We start from the raw sequence: 20,235 nt of genomic DNA, 5'->3' as shown, positions 1-20,235 counted from the left end.
CCGGAAATGGGTATACATTAGTGTAACCGTTTAATTATTTTAAGAGGAGGCTGTCCGAGTGAAACAACAACCATTAGATATACATGTGAAATTTGCCTGTCAACATTGCGGAATGGAAATTGAAGTGGCATTCACTACGGAGCCGGTAACATCTGTAAGCTGCAACTCGTGCCATCAGACATTCACTGTCATGCGGCCAGCCATCGCCGAAGAGATCTTATTCGACTGGGAAAACGAGGCGCTGTTCCAAAAAATACGCGCGGACAAGACGCAGAACAGCAACGCAAGCTTGATGACCTTGATTATCAATGTGATTGAACTACTGACGTGGCGGGATAATGGCGACGGACAGGTTGAAGCGATAAAGGCGATGCGGCAGTGGCTGATTGAAAATGAAGGACCGCCGACGCTTGCTGAGCTGATCCAGGCATGTGATAGCCGCCGATCGCATAAACGGACTTGATGAACTAGCGAGCATTAGAGCGTTCAGTGTTCGCTAGTTCAGTATTAATGGAATCGGCAACCGGGCTTCAGGCAGAATCGGCAAAAGCCGGCTGTGGGAGCCTTTTTGCTTGATGCGGCTGTTTCGGACCGATTTACGGCTTTATTGTTATACATACTTATTACAGCGGTAGAGGAGAGTTGATATGACAACAGTGTTCTTTACATCGGATCATCATTTTGGCCACCGGGCGATTATGGAATATGAATCCCGGCCGTTTGCCGATACGGAGCAGATGAACGAGTCGATGATTGCCGCCTGGAACGAAGCGGTTGCGCCGGAGGACCGGGTGTTCCACCTTGGCGACTTTTCTTTCCTGAACAAGGAGGAGACAAGCCGGATTTTGAGCAGGCTAAACGGCTATAAAACGCTGATTTTGGGCAATCATGACCGGGGCCGTTCCCGCAGCTGGTGGCTGGAGGCCGGATTTCAGGAAGTGAGCGAGAACGGTATCATATTCAAGGAATTTTTTCTGCTCACCCATGAGCCGCTGTACATGAATCGGCATATGCCTTACGTCAATGTGCACGGTCATATCCACGGCCAAAAATACGAAGGAAACAACCATTTCAACGTCTGCGTCGAGCACTGGAACTATAAGCCGGTGTCATTCGAAACGATTATGGATGTCTTGACCTCTCGAGAAGCGCAGATGGGCGACCGGAATTCGCTCTCTGAAAACTAGTGGGTCAGTCCTGCTTTGCACTCGGCCATTCCATCTTGTAACTTCTTTTTACATTCATTAGTGACGATGTTCTCCTAACCCAGCCCCTGCCTGATTCTTGACAGACTCATCCACAATCCGGGTTTTCGGGCCGGTTCGCGAAATTCCGACTTTTTTTCTTCTATATAATATAAGGGGAAAAAGACACGCCGCAGCGAACCAGCCCGCTCCTTCATCTGTCTCTCTTGTCCTTCCGGGTCGATCAGTGAATTGGTCAACTCTCGTATTCCTCTCCAGCTGGCGCTTTATCCAGATTGCGGTACTGCAGCGCCTCCGCGATATGCGCGGATGAAATCTGTTCCGCTCCCTCCAGGTCGGCGATAGTGCGGGACAGCTTCAAAATACGGTCGTAGGAGCGCATGCTTAGTCCCAGGTTCTCCAGCAGCGAGTGCAGCATGCGGGCACCTTCGGGACCGGGATTCGCGTAACGGCGGAGGGATGCGCCGTATAGCTCGCTGTTCCAGTAAATAGGCAACCGCCGGTAGCGCTCGGACTGAATCGCTTGCGCTTCGGCTACCCGGGCGCGCATATCGGCTGTCGACATGCCGGCGCTGCTGCCGTTCAAATCCCATTCTCTTGGGCGCGGTACGTCAACCTGAAGATCGATCCGGTCCAGCAGGGGCCCGGATATCCGACCGCGGTACTGGGCGATGCGCGCCGGGCTGCAGGTGCAGCGCTGCTGCGGGTGGCCGCTCCCTAAAAATCCGCAGTGACACGGATTCATCGAAGCGGCGAGCATGAACCTCGCCGGGAAAGTAAAAGCCGCCCTTGCACGGCTGATCGTTACAACATGATCCTCCATCGGCTGTCGGAGCACCTCCAGCACGCTGCGCGTGAATTCGGGCATCTCGTCAAGGAACAAGATGCCTCGGTGAGCCAGACTGACCTCGCCGGGCTTCGGAACGCCGCCCCCGCCGATCAGTCCCGCTCCGGAAATGGTATGGTGCGGCGACCGGAAGGGCCTTTCGCGAATCAGCCCGCGCTGGGCGTCTTTCAGCTTGCCTGCGGCGCTGAAGATTTGCGTAACCTCAAGCGCTTCGCTGTCGGTTAAAGCAGGCAGTATGCCGGGCAGGCGTTTGATCATCATCGTCTTGCCCGTGCCGGGAGGTCCGATGAGAAGGAGGTTATGCATTCCGGCAGCGGCGATGGTCAGCGCCCGTTTAACATGATGCTGGCCCAGAACGTCGCTGTAATCCTCCTTCAGTATGTCTGCGGCTTCAACTGAAGCGGAGAAGATTACAGGGGGAGCATACCGGAGATGTTCCAGCGACAGCGCCATTACGGGCTGTGATAATGTCCCGGCTCCACTGTCCGTTGTAACCGGAAACGGCAGACTGTCCACGCCGCCCGGCTCTCCTGCCGCATGCTGTTCACCTGCATGCGCCGTTACGTCCGTTTCACCCGAAGTTCCCGGAGCCCCCGAACATTTGGCTGCATCGGCGGATAAAACGGATGAGTCCGGCTGCTCCTGCCCCCGCAGCTCGCGCAAATGATCGATTGCGTAGACGCGCATGCCGCCGATCAGCGCCGCCTCCGCCGCGTTGCCGCGCGGCAGCAGCACGGCTCCGAACCCTGCCTTGCGCGCGGCTTCCACCATGGGTAGCACGCCGGTCACCGGGCGGAGGCTGCCGTCAAGCGCCAGCTCGCCAATCATCAGCGTCTTGCCGGCGGATGGCATGACAAGCTGGCCGCTTGTCGTCAGAATGCCGACGGCGATCGCGAGATCGAAGGCGGAGCCTTCCTTGCGCAGATCGGCCGGCGCCAGATTGATCGTAACCCGCTGCTGCGGGTAGCGGTAGCCGCAATTTCTTACGGCGGAGCGTACCCTAAGGGCAGCTTCGCGGATGGCGGAGTCGGGCAGCCCGATGATATTTGTCTGCGGCAGACCGTTTGCAAGGTCCACCTCCACACCGATCATGACGCCCTCAATGCCGTAAAGGCAGGCGCTGTGCATTTTTCCATACATAACAAAACACCTCTCTTCCAAAGTCGGCGCAGCTTCGTGCGCAGGGCTTCAGTAAAGAGGTGCTTCCTCATTTTCCGAAAATTTGCTCTTACGTTTATTATATAGATCCGGCAGGTCGCAAATCAATACCCTCCGCCAAACGAATGCTCTTTGATAACGTTTATCTCGACGTGGATATTGCCGCGTGTCGCACGGGAATACGGGCATACTGCATGGGCGCTTTCGGCAAGAGAAACCGCTGTTTCATTATCCACGCCTTTTACCAGAACATTCAGCACGACCGCAATGCCGAAGCCGTCGTCTTCGGTTTTGCCAAAGCTTACGGTCGCGGAAACTTCGCTGCCTTCGATTTTGATCCGCTTCTGACGGGCCACCAGATTCAGCGCGCTGTCGAAACAGGCGGAATAACCCGCCGCGAACAGCTGCTCAGGGTTGGTTCCTTCTCCGCCGGCGCCGCCCATTTCCCGGGGGGTGGAAATTTTGTGATGGAACTCGGGAGATGAGGATTCGACGAATCCGTCTCTGCCGCCAACTGCTTTTACTGTTGTTTCATACGATTTTTGCTGTATTGTCATCATTGCGTCTTCTCTCCTAACCAATAATAAATTGTACACAATTTAATTTAACACAAATATAAAAATTGTCAAAATATTTTTCGCGATTAACAGGAATGGAAAGATAAATTATGATAAAATCGAGGGGAGAAAGCAGGTGAACTTACGCGATGACGCAAAAACCTATCCCTACCCCCGAATTGCTGCTGGAGAACCAGCTTTGTTTTACGATCTACGCCTGTTCGCGCGAAATCACGAAACTGTATCAGCCTTTTCTAGACGAGCTGGGTGTTACCTATTCCCAATACATTGTCATGCTCGTGCTCTGGGAGAAAGGGCAGTGTACCGTCAAGGAGCTGGGCGCCGATTTGTATCTCGATTCGGGCACGCTGACTCCGCTGCTGAAGCGTCTGCAGACCGCCGGACTGATTAATCGGGAACGGTCCCAGGAGGATGAGCGCAAGGTGCTGATCTCCCCGACGGACGAAGGCTGGGCGCTTCAGGAGAAAGCGAAGGCGATACCCGGCGTGATGTTAAAAGGAATGACGATGTCGGAGGCGGAATTCGGAGATCTTCTGCAGCAGTTCCGTAACCTGTTGGCGAGGGTGCATCAAGCTAACAAGCGCAATTGAATAACTCAATAGGACATGCTTGTCAACGCAATCGTTCGCATTTTGGCATGGAATCATGCGAAAATGTATGTATAATACGTGAAAGATTTTAAGGAAAGCGCTATAAAAACATGGTACAATATTCTGGGTTTCCTCATTCGGGAATGCAGAATATCATACCGATCTGAACCCGGGCCCAGAGCTTCAATCAAAACGGAAGCGGAAATTTGGCAGGCTGTCTGCGTTGTTTCCGCTCACTTTAGGAGGCTTCCGGAATGAATATCCACGAATATCAGGGAAAAGAAGTGCTCAAAAGTTACGGTGTGGCCGTACCGAACGGAAAAGTGGCTTTTACCGTGGAGGACGCGGTAGCGGCGGCCGAGGAGCTAAAAAGCTCCGTTGCTGTTGTCAAAGCGCAGATTCACGCGGGCGGCAGAGGGAAAGCCGGAGGCGTCAAGGTTGCGAAGAATTTGGACGAAGTCCGTCTTTTTGCCGGTGAAATTTTTGGCAAGACCCTGGTGACGCACCAGACGGGTCCGGAAGGCAAGCTGGTCAAACGGCTGCTTATTGAAGAAGGCTGCGAGATCGTCAAAGAGTATTATATCGGGCTCGTGGTCGACCGGGGGACCGGGCGGGTCGTGCTGATGGGCTCCGAAGAGGGCGGGACGGAAATCGAAGAGGTGGCGGTCCTGCATCCCGAGAAGATTTTTAAGGAGATCATTGATCCTGCTGTGGGGCTTCAGATGTTTCAGGCACGCAGGCTGGCTTATCATATCTCCATACCGAATGAGCTGATCGGAAAATCGGTCAAGTTTATGCAAGCGCTATATTCGGCTTTTATGGATAAAGATTGTTCGATTGCGGAAATCAATCCGCTCGTCGTTACGGCGGATGGAAACGTGCTGGCGCTGGACGCCAAGCTGAATTTTGACTCCAATGCGTTGTTCCGCCACAAGGATATTCAGGCGCTGCGCGATCTGGACGAAGAGAATGAGAAGGAAATCGAAGCCTCCAAATATGACCTCAGCTACATTGCGCTTGATGGCAATATCGGCTGTATGGTTAACGGCGCGGGGCTGGCGATGGCTACAATGGATATTATCAAATATTACGGAGGCGAGCCGGCGAACTTCCTTGATGTAGGAGGCGGCGCGACTGCGGAAAAAGTGACCGAAGCGTTCAAAATCATTTTGTCCGACGCCAAAGTAAAGGGAATTCTCGTCAATATCTTCGGCGGGATTATGCGCTGCGATGTTATCGCCAGCGGAATTGTCGAGGCGGCGAGTCAGCTGGGGTTGACCAAACCGCTCGTGGTCCGTCTTGAAGGCACCAATGTGGAGCTTGGCAAACAAATTTTGTCCGGTTCCGGGCTTAATATCGTTTCGGCGGATTCGATGGCGGATGGGGCCCGTAAAATCGTTTCTCTTGTGCAATAACGGCGGATTTGCCGCGCTTACCCGTATTTTATAATTAGGAATAGGATGTGAACTCAAAGATGAGCATTCTTGTCGATAAAAATACGAAGGTCATCACACAGGGAATCACGGGCTCGACGGGCTTGTTCCATACCAAAGGAGCGCTGGAATACGGAACGCAAATGGTAGGCGGCGTTACGCCGGGCAAGGGTGGCACGTCGGTTAACATCACTCTGGAAGACGGTAAAACCGTAAGTCTCCCGATCTTTAACACCGTTTCCGAGGCTAAAAAAGCGACAGGCGCCACCGCCAGCGTTATTTATGTGCCGCCCGCTTTTGCCGCCGATTCGATCATGGAAGCGGTGGATGCCGGGCTGGACCTCGTCATCTGTATCACGGAAGGAATCCCGGTCCTCGACATGGTGAAGGTGAAGCGTTACATGGAAGGGCGCTCCACCATTCTGATTGGCCCGAACTGTCCGGGTGTGATCACGCCGGGAGAATGCAAAATCGGCATCATGCCGGGCTACATTCATATGCCGGGGTATGTCGGGGTCGTTTCACGCAGCGGAACGCTTACGTATGAAGCCGTACATCAACTGACCACCCGGGGCATAGGCCAGTCAACCGCGGTCGGCATCGGCGGCGATCCGGTCAAGGGCTCGGAATTTATCGATATTCTGAAACGGTTCAACGAAGATCCTAAGACCAAGGCCGTTATGATGATCGGCGAAATCGGCGGAACGGCCGAAGAGGAAGCGGCCAGATGGATTCGCGATCATATGACCAAGCCGGTCGTCGGATTCATCGGCGGAACGACCGCTCCTCCGGGCAAGCGCATGGGTCATGCCGGCGCAATCATTTCGGGCGGCAAAGGAACGGCGAGCGAGAAAATCGCGGTACTTGAAGCTTGCGGCATCAAGGTTGCCCCTACGCCTGCCGAGATGGGCTCCACGCTCGTGAGCGTGCTGGAAGAACAGGGCATCTTGAACGCCTGCACGACGCATTAACTTTTTCAGGAAGAAAGATGCGGTATTGTAAATACTGGCAAAACAGGGCTTCCGGAAGCGGCCAGGTGGTGTATAATAAATAACAAAGGTAAGCAACCTTTTATTCCCTTTGACGGGCGTAAAAGGTTGCTTTTTTGCGTTTGCGCCCTTTGCATCCGTCAGGTTTATCTGACCCCATTATGGATCTAACCAGGAATGGCTTGCAATAACGCTGCGCATGACACAGAATAGGAAGGCGTGTGCCTTCTATATATAAGGGAGGCCTGTATATGAATAAACGGGACATATTATTCGGTTTGCATGAAGTGGAAGGCATCGGCTGGAGGAGCATCGACAAAATTTGCAAAGCGGGATTTTTGTCGGAACGGGCATTTGACTGTACGGCGGAGGATTGGGAGAGAATCGGCTTGAAGCAGGGAATGTCGAACAGACTGGCGAAGGTGCTGACCCGGGATTGGATAAACCGCCGGCAGTCCGGTATGGAGTCAGCCCGGGTATCGATGATTACCGTGTTTGACGACACTTATCCCGAGCTGCTCAAGGAAACTCCACAGCCGCCGTGGATCATATATTACCGGGGGCGGATCGAGCTGCTGCAAGCACCCGGCATTGCGATGGTCGGGACGCGCGTCCCAACGGTTTACGGCCGTAAAGTAGGAGCCGTTCTCGCCGAAGAGCTGGCGGCAAGCGGCTTGACCGTTGTCAGCGGATTGGCCCGGGGGATCGACAGCGTTTGCCATGAAGCCGCTGTGGGTCAATCCGGCGGAACGATCGCCGTTATGGCTACCGGCATGGATAAAATCTATCCTTCCGAGAATCGCGGACTGCTGGAACGGATTTCCCGCGAAGGACTGGTGATTACCGAATATCCGATTGGCACCAAAAGCCATCCCGGCCTGTTTCCGCAGCGAAACCGGATTATCGCGGGGCTTACCCTCGGCACCGTGGTCGTTGAAGCCGACAGCCGCAGCGGATCGCTCATTACGGCGGATGCTGCGCTTGAAGCGGGCAGAGATGTTTTTGCCATTCCCGGGCCGATTACTTCCCCCAAAAGCAGGGGAGCGCTGGAGCTTATCAAACAGGGAGCGGCTCTGGTAACGGGCGCGGCTGATATTCTGGCGGAATACGCCTCTTTTCTTCCTGAAAAAGGGAATTCATTGTCAAATCCGGAGGTTGAGAACACCCCTGACGGCACCTTATGCGCCGAAAAGAATTTGACAAGTGACGAGTCCCGCCTATACCATATACTGCATCAGGGCCCCTGTTCCCTGGATGAGCTGTTGGAGAAAAGCGGAATGGATTTTGGACATTTGCATTCCGTTCTGTTATCTTTAATCATAAAAAAAGCGGTAACATCCTTACCGGGAGCCGTATATAAGGTTATATAAAATAGTAGTTTGAAGTTTTAGCGTATCTTCGGGAGCAAGTTTTCCTAAGAACTTCATTTAGAAGCATGCGCTACAAAACGTTTAGGAGGACGATTCTGTGGCTGATTCTTTGGTCATTGTCGAGTCGCCTGCAAAGGCGAAGACCATCGGCAAATATTTGGGCAGCAAATTTATTGTGAAAGCATCCATGGGACATGTTCGCGACCTGCCCAAAAGCCAGATTGGTGTGGAGGTCGAGAATGACTTTAATCCCAAATATATTACCATCCGCGGCAAAGGCTCAGTGCTCAAAGAGCTGAAGGACGCGAGCAAGAAAGTAAAAAAAGTCTATCTGGCAGCTGACCCGGACCGCGAAGGCGAAGCGATCGCTTGGCATCTGGCGCATGCGCTGGAACTGGATGATACGCAGGACTGCCGCGTCGTGTTCAACGAGATTACGAAGCAGGCCGTGAAGGATGCGTTCAAGTCCCCGCGCAAAATCAATATGGATCTGGTCAACGCCCAGCAGGCGCGGCGGATTCTGGACCGGCTCGTCGGTTACAAAATCAGCCCTTTATTATGGAAGAAAGTCAAAAAAGGGCTGTCAGCCGGACGCGTTCAGTCGGTTGCCGTCAAAATCATTATGGACCGGGAGAATGAAATCTCCGCGTTCGTGCCGGAGGAATACTGGACCATTACGGCCAAGCTCGGCATCCGGGATTCGTTGTTTGAAGCCAAGTTCCACAGATTGAACGGCGAGAAAAAGGAACTTGGACGCGAAAGCGACGTACAAGAGGTATTGAAGGCAATCGCTGGCGCCGATTTTATTGTCAGCGAAGTGAAGGAAAAAGAAAGACAGCGCCATCCGTCGGCGCCGTTCACAACCAGCTCCCTTCAGCAGGAGGCGGCGAGAAAGCTCGGATTCCGGGCGGCCAAGACGATGTCTGTTGCCCAACAGCTGTATGAGGGTGTGGAGCTCGGGAAAGAAGGCACCGTCGGTCTGATTACGTATATGCGTACCGACTCCACCCGGATTTCCGCAACTGCGCAGGAAGAAGCGAAGGAACTGATTTCCAGCAAGTATGGAGAGAAGTTTTTGCCGGAAACGCCGCGTCAGTATTCCAAGAAGGCGGCCGGGGCCCAAGATGCTCACGAAGCGATCCGGCCTACATCGGCGCTGCGCGAGCCGGACGCTGTCAAGGAATTTACCAGCCGCGACCAGTATCGGCTGTATAAGCTGATCTGGGAACGTTTTGTATCAAGCCAAATGGCCTCAGCTCTGCTGGATACGCTCTCTGTCGACATTGCGGTTGGTACGGCCGTGTTTCGCGCCGTCGGTTCCAAGGTGTCTTTCCCCGGCTTTATGAAGGTCTACGTGGAAGGCAACGATGACGGGACGACGGAGGAAGAGAAATATCTGCCCCAGCTTCAGGCGGGCGATAAACTGATCCAGCACGAAATCGATCCGAAGCAGCACTTTACACAGCCCCCGCCGCGTTATACGGAGGCCCGTCTTGTCAAAACGCTGGAAGAACTGGGGATCGGGCGTCCAAGTACGTATGCGCCGACGCTCGAGACGATCCAGAAGCGCGGCTATGTCGCCATTGAAGAGAAGAAATTTATGCCCACAGAGCTCGGAGAGCTCGTTATCGAGCAAATGGAGCAGTTCTTCCCGGAAATTCTCGATGTGGAATTTACGGCCCATATGGAAGGCGACCTTGACCATGTGGAGGAAGGCTCGGAAGACTGGGTAAAAGTACTTGGCGAGTTCTACCAATCCTTCGAGAAGCGTCTGGAAGTAGCGGAAGAGGAAATGAAAGAGATTGAGATCGTGGACGAGGTTTCGGACGAATTATGCGAGAAATGCGGTAAACCGATGGTCTACAAGCTGGGCCGCTTCGGCAAATTTCTGGCCTGCTCCGGGTTCCCCGACTGCCGCAATACGAAGCCGATAATCAAAGACATCGGCGTCGGCTGCCCGAAATGCCATGAAGGAAAAGTCGTGGAACGGCGCAGCAAGAAGGGACGCGTCTTTTACGGCTGCGACCGTTATCCCGAGTGCGACTTTGTCTCCTGGGATAAACCGTCTTCCAAGCCTTGTCCGGAGTGCGGCTCCTGGATGATCGAGAAACGGAACAAGCAAGGCGTCCGGCTGCAGTGCACATCCTGCGATCATACCGAGAATCTGGAAGAGAATGAAGAAGAAGCGGCAGAGTAATCCTGCCCTGTAAATAAATTCAGCAAGAATGACTTATGGAGGTAGTGTGAAGTTGACGGATACAGGAAAGCAGACAGCCGGTGCTCCGGCGGCGGTAACGGTAATCGGAGCGGGGCTTGCCGGGAGCGAAGCAGCCTGGCAGATCGCATCACGGGGAGTGCCGGTAAAATTATATGAAATGCGGCCGGTCGTAAAGACGCCGGCCCATCATACGGATAAGTTCGCCGAACTCGTATGCAGCAACTCGCTGCGGGCCAACGGGCTCGGGAACGCCGTCGGCGTTCTGAAAGAGGAAATGCGGCGGCTCGGCTCCCTGGTTCTCGGTTCCGCCGATAAGCACGCCGTGCCGGCTGGAGGCGCGCTTGCCGTTGACCGTGACGGATTCTCCGGCGAAATTACGTCGGCGTTGCACGAGCATCCGCTTGTCGAGGTAATAAATGAAGAATTGACGCATATACCGGAGGAAGGGATTGTCGTAATCGCCAGCGGACCGCTGACGTCGCCGGCACTCTCTTCCGAAATCAAAGCGCTTCTCGGCGAGGAGTATTTTTACTTCTATGATGCGGCGGCTCCAATTGTCGAGAAGGATTCGATCGATATGAGCAAGGTTTATCTGGCTTCCCGGTATGACAAAGGCGAAGCGGCTTATCTTAACTGCCCGATGACGGAAGAGGAGTTCGACGTCTTCTATGATGCGCTCGTTTCCGCGGAGACGGCGGCGCTCAAAGATTTTGAGAAAGAGATTTACTTCGAGGGCTGCATGCCGATCGAGATCATGATGAAACGCGGCAAGCAGACGGCACTGTTCGGTCCGATGAAGCCGGTAGGCCTGGTCAATCCCCATACGGGCAAGCTGCCCTATGCGGTCGTTCAGCTTCGTCAGGACAATGCAGCCGGAACGCTGTATAACCTGGTCGGGTTTCAGACCCACTTGAAATGGGGCGAGCAGAAGCGGGTCTTCTCCCTGATTCCCGGTCTGGAGAATGCAGAGTATGTCCGTTACGGCGTCATGCACCGCAATACGTTCATCAATTCGCCGAAGATGCTGCATCCGACCTATCAGCTGAAAGGGCATGAGAGGCTGTTGTTCGCGGGCCAGATGACGGGCGTAGAAGGCTACGTCGAGTCGGCGGCCTCGGGACTCATAGCCGGCATTAATGCCGCCAGAATCGCTCTTGGCGAAGAGCCGCTTGTATTCCCGGAGGATACGGTTCTTGGCAGCATGCCTGCTTACATTACTTCCGCCGATCCCAAGCATTTTCAGCCGATGAACGCGAACTTCGGTCTTCTGCCGAAGCCGGAGCGGAGAATCCGCAATAAGAAGGAAAAAAATGAGCTTCTCGCGTTCCGCGCATTGGACAGTCTGGCTGAATTCGCGGATGGCACGAGTCTGCCCCATAGCATCGGTTCCGGGTCTCTGTAGAGACCCGAATTATTTTTAGAGCATGATATAAGGAGGCTAGAAGATGATTCCAAGCTTTCACGCAACAACCATCTGCGCTGTACGGCATAACGGGGAATCGGCAATCGCCGGCGACGGACAGGTTACCTTTGGAGAAAATGTGATTATGAAGACAACCGCCAAAAAAGTGCGGAGATTATACAGAGGGCAGGTCATCGCCGGATTCGCCGGCTCGGTTGCCGACGCGATCACCCTGTTCGAGAAGTTCGAGGGCAAGCTGGAGGAGCATCACGGCAATTTGCAGCGCGCCGCGGTAGAGCTGGCCAAGGATTGGCGCCAGGACCGAGTTCTGCGCAAGCTGGAGGCGCTGATGATCGTTATGGATAAGAACGGCATGCTGCTCATCTCGGGCGGCGGAGAGATTATCGAGCCGGACGACGATGTGCTGGCGATCGGCTCTGGCGGCAATTTTGCACTGGCATCCGCCCGCGCACTGAAACGTCATGCGAAAGATCTCGGAGCGGCAGATATCGCAAGGGAAGCGCTTACTATAGCATCTGAGATTTGCGTCTATACCAATTCCAATATCATTGTTGAACAATTGCAGGCTTAAAGCCAGCCAGAGAGGTGGAGGATCAAGATGGCTAATCAATCGCTTACGCCCCGGCAAATCGTAGCCGAGCTGGATAAGTATATCGTCGGCCAGAAGCAGGCCAAGAAATCAATGGCGGTCGCACTGCGCAACCGATACCGGCGCGGCAAGCTGTCTGAAGAACTGCGGGATGAAATCGTGCCGAAGAATATCTTGATGATCGGACCTACCGGTGTGGGTAAGACCGAGATTGCCAGACGCCTGGCGAAGCTGGTAAATGCTCCGTTCGTCAAAGTGGAAGCGACGAAATTTACCGAAGTCGGATATGTGGGACGCGATGTGGAATCCATGGTGCGAGACCTCGTGGAGACGGCGATCCGGATGGTCAAGCTTGAGCGCACCGAGAAGGTGAAGGACCGGGCGGAAGAGCTGGCGAATGAGCGGATCGTCCGCATTCTCGCGCCATCCGGCTCGAAGAATAAAGCCCAGCGCAATCCGTTCGAGATGCTGTTTGGCGCAGGCGGGAATCCGGAGGATGCGAAACCGGAAGATACGGACGGAGACGCTTCGTTAAACGAACGCCGGCGGGGAATCCGGTTCAAGCTGCTGGCCGGGCAGATGGAAGACGATGTTATCGAGATCGATGTCGAAGATACTACGCCAACCATGCTGGATATGTTCGCAGGCCAGGGGAACGACCAGATGGGGATGAACATGCAGGAGATGTTTGGAAGCCTGCTGCCGAAACGGACCAAGAAACGGAAGCTTCCGATCCGGGAAGCGCGCAAAGTGCTGATTCAGGATGAGGCGAACAAGCTGATCGATATGGATGACGTTATTCAGGAATCCGTCGCGCGCGCGGAGCAGAACGGCATTATTTTTATCGATGAGATCGACAAGGTGGCAAGCCAGGGTAAAGGAGGAGGCCCGGATGTTTCCCGTGAGGGTGTGCAGAGGGATATTTTGCCGATCGTTGAAGGCTCTACCGTTATGACCAAGTACGGTCCCGTAAAGACCGATTATGTGCTGTTCGTGGCGGCGGGGGCATTTCATGTTGCCAAACCGTCCGATCTGATCCCTGAACTCCAGGGACGATTCCCCATTCGGGTTGAACTTAGCAGCCTGTCCCTTGAAGATTTCGTATCGATCTTGACCGAACCGAAAAATGCGCTGACCAAACAATACGCCCATCTGCTGGCAACCGAGGATATCGAGGTGGAGTTCACCAAAGAAGCCATTTACGAAATTGCGAAAATCGCAGCGACAGTCAATCAGAACATGGAGAATATCGGGGCAAGACGCCTGCATACCATTTTGGAAAAACTGTTGGAAGATTTATCGTTTGAAGCCCCCGAGCTGACGCTTGACAAAATGGTAATCACACCCGAATATGTTCGTGAGAAGCTGGCAAGCATCGCGCAAGATCGCGATCTGAGCCAATATATTCTGTAACTTCCTCCGAATGGCAGGTTCCTAGGTAAGAAGTAACAGGAGGCAGCCCGAATTGACCTAAATTAAGGGAAATTACGGAACTAACTGAGATCAAAAGAAATAAATGGATGATTAATTGTAAATAATTTCATAAAAAATCCGAAAAGTCCTATCTTTTTTAAAAAGATAGGGCTATTTTCTTATTGTAATATTATACAAATTCTACGAGAATCAATATATGTAATAATTACCTCATTTATGTCTCAATCTGTCGATCACAAAGTCCCAGATATTTTTGCGGGAAAGATCGCTTTTTTTATCAAATTTTGTCGATTTGAGAAGGATTTCAGAAAGAGTTGTGGAATTCTTTTCATTATGATAGCTTTGGAAGGGGGATTAACATTGGGATTGCTTAACAGTATCAGTTTCCTGAGATTGCAGAGGGGGATCGATGCCGCCACCATGCGACAAAACGCACTGGCAAATAATGTGGCAAATGTCGATACGCCGGGTTTCAAGCGCTCCGATGTCTCATTCGAGAGCTTTCTGCGCGAGCAGGAGAGCGGGCTTAAGCCCTCGCTCGGCGCCAAAGTGACGGACCTCCGTCATATCCGATTTGGGACAACAGGCTCAATTCCGTCCCCGGGCATTCATACTGACGAAACCACTACTATGAACAATAACGACAACAATGTCGATATTGACCGCGAGATGGCGCTCAGCGCCGAGAATCAGCTTCGTTACAGCTCGTACGTTCAACTGTTGAGCAGCCAGATTTCGATGATGCGGACGGCAACCGAAGGGAGATAATTAAGGTATGAATTTTGGCAGCAGTTTTGGAATCAGCGCTTCGGCACTGACCGCGCAGCGGCTTAGAATGGACGTGATTTCATCCAACATTGCCAATGCGGAAACGACAAGAGCCTCCGTTGTCAACGGCAAGGCGGTGCCATACCGGCGGAAGCTGGTGGTGCTGGAATCGGCTCAAGACAACAGCTTTTCCAACATTCTGAATTCCAAAATGAACGGAGGATCCGAAGGTGTTCGTGTTCAATCGATCATCGATGATTCCTCGCCGCTCAAGCCAGTTTATAATCCAACCCACCCCGATGCGGATGCCAACGGTTATGTGTATATGCCCAACGTTGATATTACGAAGGAAATGGTAGATATGCTCTCGGCATCCCGTTCCTATGAAGCCAACGTAACGATGCTGAACGCAAGCAAAGCGATGGTAACCAAGGCGCTTGAGATCGGCAAATAGAAATTTTCAACCTATTGAATGAGCTTGATCGATCCGGATAACTCTAGTGTTATTTTCAAGGAGGAGAAACATTGATACAAAATATCACCATTGGCGCACAAAGCATTCAGCCGCTTCAAATGAAGACTTCGGAGGCCCAATCATCCGCAGGTCTTTCGGATAGCGCAAAGAGCTTTGGCTCCTATCTTGAGGATGCGCTGAATCAAGTGGCTGCTCAGGAACAGCATGCGAAAGATATGAATAACAAGTTTGTCCTGGGGGAAGTCAATGTGGACGAAGCGATGATTTCTTCACAGCAGGCTTTGCTGAGCTTGCAGCTCACTACCCAAGTCCGGAACAAAGTGATTGAAGCCTATCAGGAAATCATGAGAACTCAAATCTAAACAATCTAGCCAAGTTTCGGATGGGGTGACACTGTGAATGAAAGATTCATCCAGTACAGGGACAAGCTTGTCCAGTATTGGAACAGATTCAGCGTCCGGCAGAAGATAATGTTCTTTTCGACGCTGCTAATCATTATCATAATAATCATTGCTGTGACGATGCAGCTTACCAAGACCGAATATGAGGTTGCATTTCAGGATTTGGACAGTACGGATGCCGCAGGAGTCATGAACTATCTGGAATCTTCTGGAATCAGCTATCGGTTAAGTCCTGACGGTAAGAGTATTTCCGTTCCCAGCACCGACGCAGCCCGAGTAAAGGTGGATATCGGTTCGCAAGGAATCGTACAGGATGGCTCGATCGGCTTTAAAGCATTTGACGAGAGCTCATCCATGATCGGATCAACGGAGAACGAATTTAATGTAAAGTACAATAATGCCCTAAACGGGGAAGTTGAACAGCTTCTGCGGAGAATGCAGGGAGTTAAGGACGCCAAAGTTCTTGTCAATCTGCCCAAGGAAACGGTGTTCGCCACTCAGGACGATCAGGAGAAGGCTTCGGCATCGGTAGTGCTAAGCTTCAAGCCGGGGTTCAGACCGAATCAGGATAACATTGACGGATATTTCAACTTGGTGAAGACGGCCGTGCCGAATTTGCCCGTTGACAATATTACGATCACGAATAACGAGACCGAGCTCTATCCGACCGCCAAGGGCGGACAAGGCGGAGTATCCAGCCAAATTGAAGAGAACTTCGCCCTTCAAAAGAAATTTGAAGATGAAGTCAAAAAGAATGTCAAGGCGTTTCTCAGCACGCTCACAGGACCCGACAAAGTCGATGTGCTTGTCTTTTCCAAGCTGAACTTTGATAAAGAGAACTCGAAAGAAGTTCTGGTTACACCTGTTGACACCGAAAATATGAAAGGGATCGAAATCAGTTCCCAAATCATTAGCAATACTTACTCGGGACAAGGCAACACAAACGGTGGGGTCGCGGGAACCGGAGAAGGCGACGTGCAGGGGTATCCAAGCAGCACGAACTCCGGGAACACTTCATCCGAGGAGTCATCCGAGACAAGGAATTATGAAGTGAACAGAATCACTAAAGATATTATTGCAAGTCCATACACTGTAAAAGATTTAACCATTAATGTTGCGGTTGAACCACCTGACGGACAAAATACTTTGGATCAGGCGACATCAGACGCCATTCGCAATATTTTGGTCAATATTGTCAGAGCTTCCCTTGCCGATTCGGGGATTACCTATACTGACGCTGATTTGACTAAGAAAGTTTCGGTCTACTCGCAACCTTTCGGCACACAAACGCCTGCCGCAGCTTCGGGAGGACTGGCGAATTGGATGATATGGGCGATCGCGGCGGGGGCTGCGCTCCTTGGCGGCGGGGCTGGCTACTTGATTTACCGGCGGCGCCGCAAGAATGCGGAGGAAGAAGAGGAAGATGTGCCGCTCCAGGTGCCTACCGAGTATCCGTCCATTGATCTGGAAAGCGTAACGAACGAGAGTCAAGTGCGCAAGCAGCTGGAAAGCCTGGCCAAGAAAAAGCCGGACGAGTTCGTCAATCTGCTGCGCACCTGGCTAGCAGACGAACAGAGGTGAACGCATGGCAAAGGCCGCACAGCAGGGGCTTAGCGGCAGGCAGAAAGCCGCCATCCTGCTCATTACACTTGGACCGGAAGTTTCGGCCCAGATTTTCAAGCATCTTAGAGATGATGAGATTGAACAGCTAACGCTGGAGATTGCCAACGTTCGCAAGATTGACAACAGTGAAAGAGACTTGATTATGTCGGAGTTTCACCAAATCTGTCTTGCTCAGGAATATATTTCACAGGGCGGTATCAATTATGCCAAGGAAATCCTTGAAAAAGCTCTGGGGCAACAGAAGGCGCTGGAAGTCATTAATCGCCTGACGGCGACGCTTCAGGTCAGACCGTTCGACTTTGCTCGCAAGGCCGATCCGAACCAGATTCTGAACTTTATTCAGAACGAAAATGTGCAGACAATCGCACTTGTTCTTTCCTATTTAAAGTTCGAACAGGCTGCAGCGATTCTATCCTCTCTGCCTCAGGAGAAACAGGCGGAGGTGGCAAGAAGGATTGCCGTCATGGACAGCACTTCTCCGGAGGTGATTTCCCAAATCGAAAGGGTTCTGGAGCAAAAGCTGTCCGCGACGGTTACACAGGACTATACGAATGCCGGCGGCATCGAGTCGATTGTACAAATTTTGAACGGCGTCGACCGGGGGACGGAACGCACCATTCTGGATTCTCTCGAAATACAGGACCCGGAACTGGCGGAAGAGATCAAGAAGCGCATGTTCGTCTTCGAAGATATCGTCAATGTGGACAACCGTTCCATCCAGCGTATTATCCGGGATATCGAGAATGCGGATTTGCAGCTTGCACTTAAAGTCGCGAGCGAAGAAGTCCGCGACGTCATTTTCCGAAACATGTCCAAACGCATGGCGGAAACCTTCCGGGAAGAAATGGAGTTTATGGGGCCGGTACGGCTGCGTGATGTAGAGGAAGCTCAGACCCGTATTGTAGCAACTATTCGCAGACTGGAAGAATCGGGTGAAATTATCATTGCCCGCGGCGGAGGAGATGACATCATTGTCTAGGTTGATCAAACACTCCCAATATGTTCCCGTTGATGTGCTCAAAAGATTGGAACTGGCCCGGCAGCATGCCGGTCTTGCCGAAGAGGAAGCCCAGCCGGAGGAAAGTGCCGAGCAGCACTATGAAGATCCTGCGCGCGAGGCGGCAGAGCAGGCGCGCCGGGAGATGCTCCGGGATGCGAAGGAATTCGCCGAAGGGCAGGTGCGCAACGCTTCGCTTGAAGCGGAGCGCATTATCGAACGAGCGCGAAGCGAGGCCGAGGATTGGTGGCGGAGCCGGAGGGAGCAGGATGAACACCTGACAGAAGCAGTGAAAGCCGAAGCTTTCAAGCAGGGCTATGATGAGGGGCTGCTGCAGGCGGAGAAGGTAATGAAGGTCAGGCTGGACGAAATGATGGCAGAAGCCCAAGCCGTACTGTCGGAAGCTTACAAGGCCAGAGATCTGATTATTCAGGAAGCCGAGCCATTTTTGGTAGAGCTAAGCTGCGATATTGCCGAGAAAATCGTGGAGAAGCAGCTGACGGTGGAGCCGGCGTTCACAATTGACCTTATAAAGCGAAACCTGGCACGCAAACGGGAGCAGGGAGTCATTTCCTTATGCGTCTCTCCCAAGCAGTTCGCTTTCGTGAATGCGGCGCGCGAGGAGCTTGCTCTGGCGATTGATTCACAGGCAGAGCTGCAGATTTTGCCTGATGCAACGGTAAAGGACCACGGCTGTGTGATCCGTTCCTCGTTCGGAAGCGTCGATGCCAGAATTGACACCCAGCTTCAGGAAATCAAGAAGGAATTGATCAGGGTGGCGCTGGATAACGAGGAGCATAGAAATGGGGAACAAGATGCTTGACACCCAGAAATACAAGGATCAGCTGAGGGGAATCGATCCCATTCGCATTAACGGCAAGGTAACGCAGGTTATTGGCCTAATGGTTGAATCGGAGGGGCCGGACGCAAGTATAGGCGATGTTTGCTACATCTATCCGGCCAAAGGCAGCAAGCCGCTCAAGGCCGAGGTCGTTGGCTTCCGGGACAACAAGGTGCTGCTAATGCCGCTCGGTGAATTGCAGGCAGTTGGTCCTGGCTGCGATGTGGTCGGCACAGGCAAGCCGCTTAACGTGCAGGTGGGCTCGGAACTGCTCGGCAAGGTGCTCGACGGTCTTGGGCAGCCGCTTGACGGTTCGCTTATACCGGCGCGAATGCCGTACAGTTCAACCTTCAATATTCCATCCAATCCGCTAAACCGGCCGAGGGTACAGGAGCCGATCAGTATTGGAGTGCGGGCGATAGACGGCCTTCTGACAATTGGCAAGGGGCAGCGGGTCGGCATTTTTGCCGGATCAGGAGTAGGAAAAAGCACGCTGATGGGTATGATTGCCCGAAATACATCAGCCGATGTTAACGTGATCGCGCTCATTGGCGAGCGGGGAAGGGAAGTGCTTGATTTTATTGAGCGCGACCTTGGCCCGGAAGGATTGCAGCGTTCGGTCGTAATCGTGGCGACGTCGGATCAGCCGGCACTGATCCGGATCAAAGGAGCCCTGATTGCAACCACCATCGCCGAATATTTTCGTGACCGGGGACTTAACGTAATGCTGATGATGGATTCCGTTACACGTTATGCAATGGCGCAGCGCGAAGTCGGCCTTGCCATAGGAGAGCCTCCGGCGATGAGGGGATACACGCCTTCAGTGTTTGCGAGCTTGCCGAAGCTGCTGGAACGTGCGGGTACGGGGCCGACCGGCTCTATCACGGCTTTTTACACGGTACTGGTCGATGGAGACGATATGAATGAGCCGATTGCCGATGCTGTACGCGGGATTCTGGATGGACATATTGTGCTGAACCGGAGCATCGCGAACAAAGGACATTTTCCGGCAATTGACGTGCTGGCGAGCATCAGCCGGGTGATGAAGGATATCGCGCCAAGGGATCAGATCGAAGCTGCCGAGAATGTCAAACGGCTAATGGCGGTTTATAAGGAATCCGAAGATTTGATCAATATCGGGGCCTACCAAAGAGGGTCCAACGCCCAAATTGACGAGTCGATGCACTACATAGACAGCATCTGGAATTTCACCAGGCAGAAGGTAGACGAGAAAACAACGCTATCCGAAGTTCAACAGGCTTTAATTTCCCAGTTCTCGAGGAGTTGAGTTTAATC

The 20,235-nt window shown here is 52.8% G+C and carries 19 protein-coding genes; 17 read left to right on the top strand and 2 right to left on the bottom strand.

The genetic code is table 11. From position 1 onward, the window contains the following. Positions 1–58 precede the first annotated feature (58 nt). Positions 59–463, top strand: a complete 405-nt coding sequence (locus tag G5B47_RS01970; RefSeq protein ID WP_328804423.1) for a hypothetical protein — start codon at positions 59–61, stop codon at positions 461–463. Positions 464–647: 184 nt separating this feature from the next. Continuing rightward, entirely contained in the window at positions 648–1,187 is a 540-nt protein-coding gene (locus tag G5B47_RS01965; RefSeq protein WP_165093720.1) for a metallophosphoesterase, read from the top strand. Between the two features lie 253 nt (positions 1,188–1,440). Here the strand turns inward: G5B47_RS01965 and G5B47_RS01960 are convergent, their stop codons facing one another. Further along, a complete protein-coding gene (locus G5B47_RS01960) occupies positions 1,441–3,192 on the bottom strand; it encodes a YifB family Mg chelatase-like AAA ATPase (RefSeq protein WP_165093718.1) in 1,752 nt (583 codons plus the stop codon). Between the two features lie 122 nt (positions 3,193–3,314). Beyond that, a complete protein-coding gene (locus G5B47_RS01955; protein WP_165093716.1) occupies positions 3,315–3,770 on the bottom strand; it encodes an organic hydroperoxide resistance protein in 456 nt (151 codons plus the stop codon). Positions 3,771–3,916: 146 nt separating this feature from the next. Between G5B47_RS01955 and G5B47_RS01950 the strand changes: the two genes are divergently transcribed. From G5B47_RS01950 to fliI, 15 genes are all read left to right on the top strand, one after another. Continuing rightward, positions 3,917–4,378 (top strand): MarR family winged helix-turn-helix transcriptional regulator, encoded by a 462-nt coding sequence (locus tag G5B47_RS01950; RefSeq protein WP_165093714.1) that lies wholly within the window; start codon positions 3,917–3,919, stop codon positions 4,376–4,378. A gap of 254 nt (positions 4,379–4,632) precedes the next feature. After that, positions 4,633–5,793 carry an ADP-forming succinate--CoA ligase subunit beta gene (gene sucC / locus G5B47_RS01945; RefSeq protein ID WP_165093712.1) on the top strand — a complete coding sequence of 387 codons (1,161 nt, stop codon included), beginning with the start codon at positions 4,633–4,635 and terminating at the stop codon, positions 5,791–5,793. A 59-nt stretch (positions 5,794–5,852) separates the two neighbouring features. Continuing rightward, a complete protein-coding gene (gene sucD, locus G5B47_RS01940; protein WP_165093710.1) occupies positions 5,853–6,782 on the top strand; it encodes a succinate--CoA ligase subunit alpha in 930 nt (309 codons plus the stop codon). A 269-nt stretch (positions 6,783–7,051) separates the two neighbouring features. After that, positions 7,052–8,170 (top strand): DNA-processing protein DprA, encoded by a 1,119-nt coding sequence (dprA, locus tag G5B47_RS01935; protein WP_165093708.1) that lies wholly within the window; start codon positions 7,052–7,054, stop codon positions 8,168–8,170. 97 nt (positions 8,171–8,267) lie between these two features. After that, positions 8,268–10,367, top strand: a complete 2,100-nt coding sequence (gene topA / locus G5B47_RS01930) for a type I DNA topoisomerase (protein WP_165093706.1) — start codon at positions 8,268–8,270, stop codon at positions 10,365–10,367. Positions 10,368–10,419: 52 nt separating this feature from the next. Next, positions 10,420–11,790, top strand: coding sequence for an FADH(2)-oxidizing methylenetetrahydrofolate--tRNA-(uracil(54)-C(5))-methyltransferase TrmFO (gene trmFO, locus G5B47_RS01925; RefSeq protein WP_165093704.1), 1,371 nt, complete (start codon positions 10,420–10,422; stop codon positions 11,788–11,790). Between the two features lie 43 nt (positions 11,791–11,833). Next, positions 11,834–12,382: an ATP-dependent protease subunit HslV gene (gene hslV, locus G5B47_RS01920; RefSeq protein ID WP_165093702.1), complete on the top strand. Its 549-nt coding sequence runs from the start codon at positions 11,834–11,836 to the stop codon at positions 12,380–12,382. Between the two features lie 27 nt (positions 12,383–12,409). Further along, positions 12,410–13,813, top strand: a complete 1,404-nt coding sequence (hslU, locus tag G5B47_RS01915; protein ID WP_165093700.1) for an ATP-dependent protease ATPase subunit HslU — start codon at positions 12,410–12,412, stop codon at positions 13,811–13,813. A 381-nt stretch (positions 13,814–14,194) separates the two neighbouring features. Then, on the top strand, positions 14,195–14,602 hold the full coding sequence (gene flgB / locus G5B47_RS01910) for a flagellar basal body rod protein FlgB (RefSeq protein ID WP_165093698.1): 408 nt from the start codon (positions 14,195–14,197) through the stop codon (positions 14,600–14,602). Between the two features lie 7 nt (positions 14,603–14,609). Further along, the gene (flgC, locus tag G5B47_RS01905; protein ID WP_025335377.1) at positions 14,610–15,056 is read left to right on the top strand and encodes a flagellar basal body rod protein FlgC; all 447 of its coding nucleotides are present in this window, start codon (positions 14,610–14,612) and stop codon (positions 15,054–15,056) included. A gap of 71 nt (positions 15,057–15,127) precedes the next feature. After that, positions 15,128–15,439, top strand: a complete 312-nt coding sequence (gene fliE, locus G5B47_RS01900; protein ID WP_407945200.1) for a flagellar hook-basal body complex protein FliE — start codon at positions 15,128–15,130, stop codon at positions 15,437–15,439. Between the two features lie 33 nt (positions 15,440–15,472). Beyond that, positions 15,473–17,059 (top strand): flagellar basal-body MS-ring/collar protein FliF, encoded by a 1,587-nt coding sequence (gene fliF / locus G5B47_RS01895; protein WP_165093696.1) that lies wholly within the window; start codon positions 15,473–15,475, stop codon positions 17,057–17,059. Positions 17,060–17,063: 4 nt separating this feature from the next. Further along, positions 17,064–18,080, top strand: coding sequence for a flagellar motor switch protein FliG (gene fliG / locus G5B47_RS01890; protein ID WP_025335374.1), 1,017 nt, complete (start codon positions 17,064–17,066; stop codon positions 18,078–18,080). Further along, positions 18,073–18,921: a FliH/SctL family protein gene (locus G5B47_RS01885; RefSeq protein ID WP_165093694.1), complete on the top strand. Its 849-nt coding sequence runs from the start codon at positions 18,073–18,075 to the stop codon at positions 18,919–18,921. Before fliG ends, G5B47_RS01885 begins: the two co-directional genes overlap by 8 nt. Beyond that, on the top strand, positions 18,902–20,227 hold the full coding sequence (fliI, locus tag G5B47_RS01880) for a flagellar protein export ATPase FliI (protein ID WP_165093692.1): 1,326 nt from the start codon (positions 18,902–18,904) through the stop codon (positions 20,225–20,227). Before G5B47_RS01885 ends, fliI begins: the two co-directional genes overlap by 20 nt. The last annotated feature ends 8 nt before the right edge of the window (positions 20,228–20,235 follow it).

The organism is Paenibacillus apii, assembly GCF_011043685.1.
GTDB classification, from domain to species: domain Bacteria; phylum Bacillota; class Bacilli; order Paenibacillales; family Paenibacillaceae; genus Paenibacillus_AQ; species Paenibacillus_AQ sabinae.
Note: the sequence above shows the minus strand (reverse complement) of the source record. Positions and strands in the feature narration are given on the sequence as shown.

Excerpts from the sequence above, each read along its gene's own strand:
- G5B47_RS01960 (WP_165093718.1), bottom strand. The coding sequence starts at position 3,192 with ATGTATGGAAAAATGCACAGCGCCTGCCTTTACGGCATTGAGGGCGTC.
- dprA (WP_165093708.1), top strand. The coding sequence starts at position 7,052 with ATGAATAAACGGGACATATTATTCGGTTTGCATGAAGTGGAAGGCATC.
- G5B47_RS01950 (WP_165093714.1), top strand. The coding sequence starts at position 3,917 with ATGACGCAAAAACCTATCCCTACCCCCGAATTGCTGCTGGAGAACCAG.
- fliI (WP_165093692.1), top strand. The coding sequence starts at position 18,902 with ATGGGGAACAAGATGCTTGACACCCAGAAATACAAGGATCAGCTGAGG.
- G5B47_RS01965 (WP_165093720.1), top strand. The coding sequence starts at position 648 with ATGACAACAGTGTTCTTTACATCGGATCATCATTTTGGCCACCGGGCG.
- sucD (WP_165093710.1), top strand. The coding sequence starts at position 5,853 with ATGAGCATTCTTGTCGATAAAAATACGAAGGTCATCACACAGGGAATC.
- flgC (WP_025335377.1), top strand. The coding sequence starts at position 14,610 with ATGAATTTTGGCAGCAGTTTTGGAATCAGCGCTTCGGCACTGACCGCG.
- G5B47_RS01955 (WP_165093716.1), bottom strand. The coding sequence starts at position 3,770 with ATGATGACAATACAGCAAAAATCGTATGAAACAACAGTAAAAGCAGTT.
- sucC (WP_165093712.1), top strand. The coding sequence starts at position 4,633 with ATGAATATCCACGAATATCAGGGAAAAGAAGTGCTCAAAAGTTACGGT.
- fliG (WP_025335374.1), top strand. The coding sequence starts at position 17,064 with ATGGCAAAGGCCGCACAGCAGGGGCTTAGCGGCAGGCAGAAAGCCGCC.
- hslV (WP_165093702.1), top strand. The coding sequence starts at position 11,834 with ATGATTCCAAGCTTTCACGCAACAACCATCTGCGCTGTACGGCATAAC.
- hslU (WP_165093700.1), top strand. The coding sequence starts at position 12,410 with ATGGCTAATCAATCGCTTACGCCCCGGCAAATCGTAGCCGAGCTGGAT.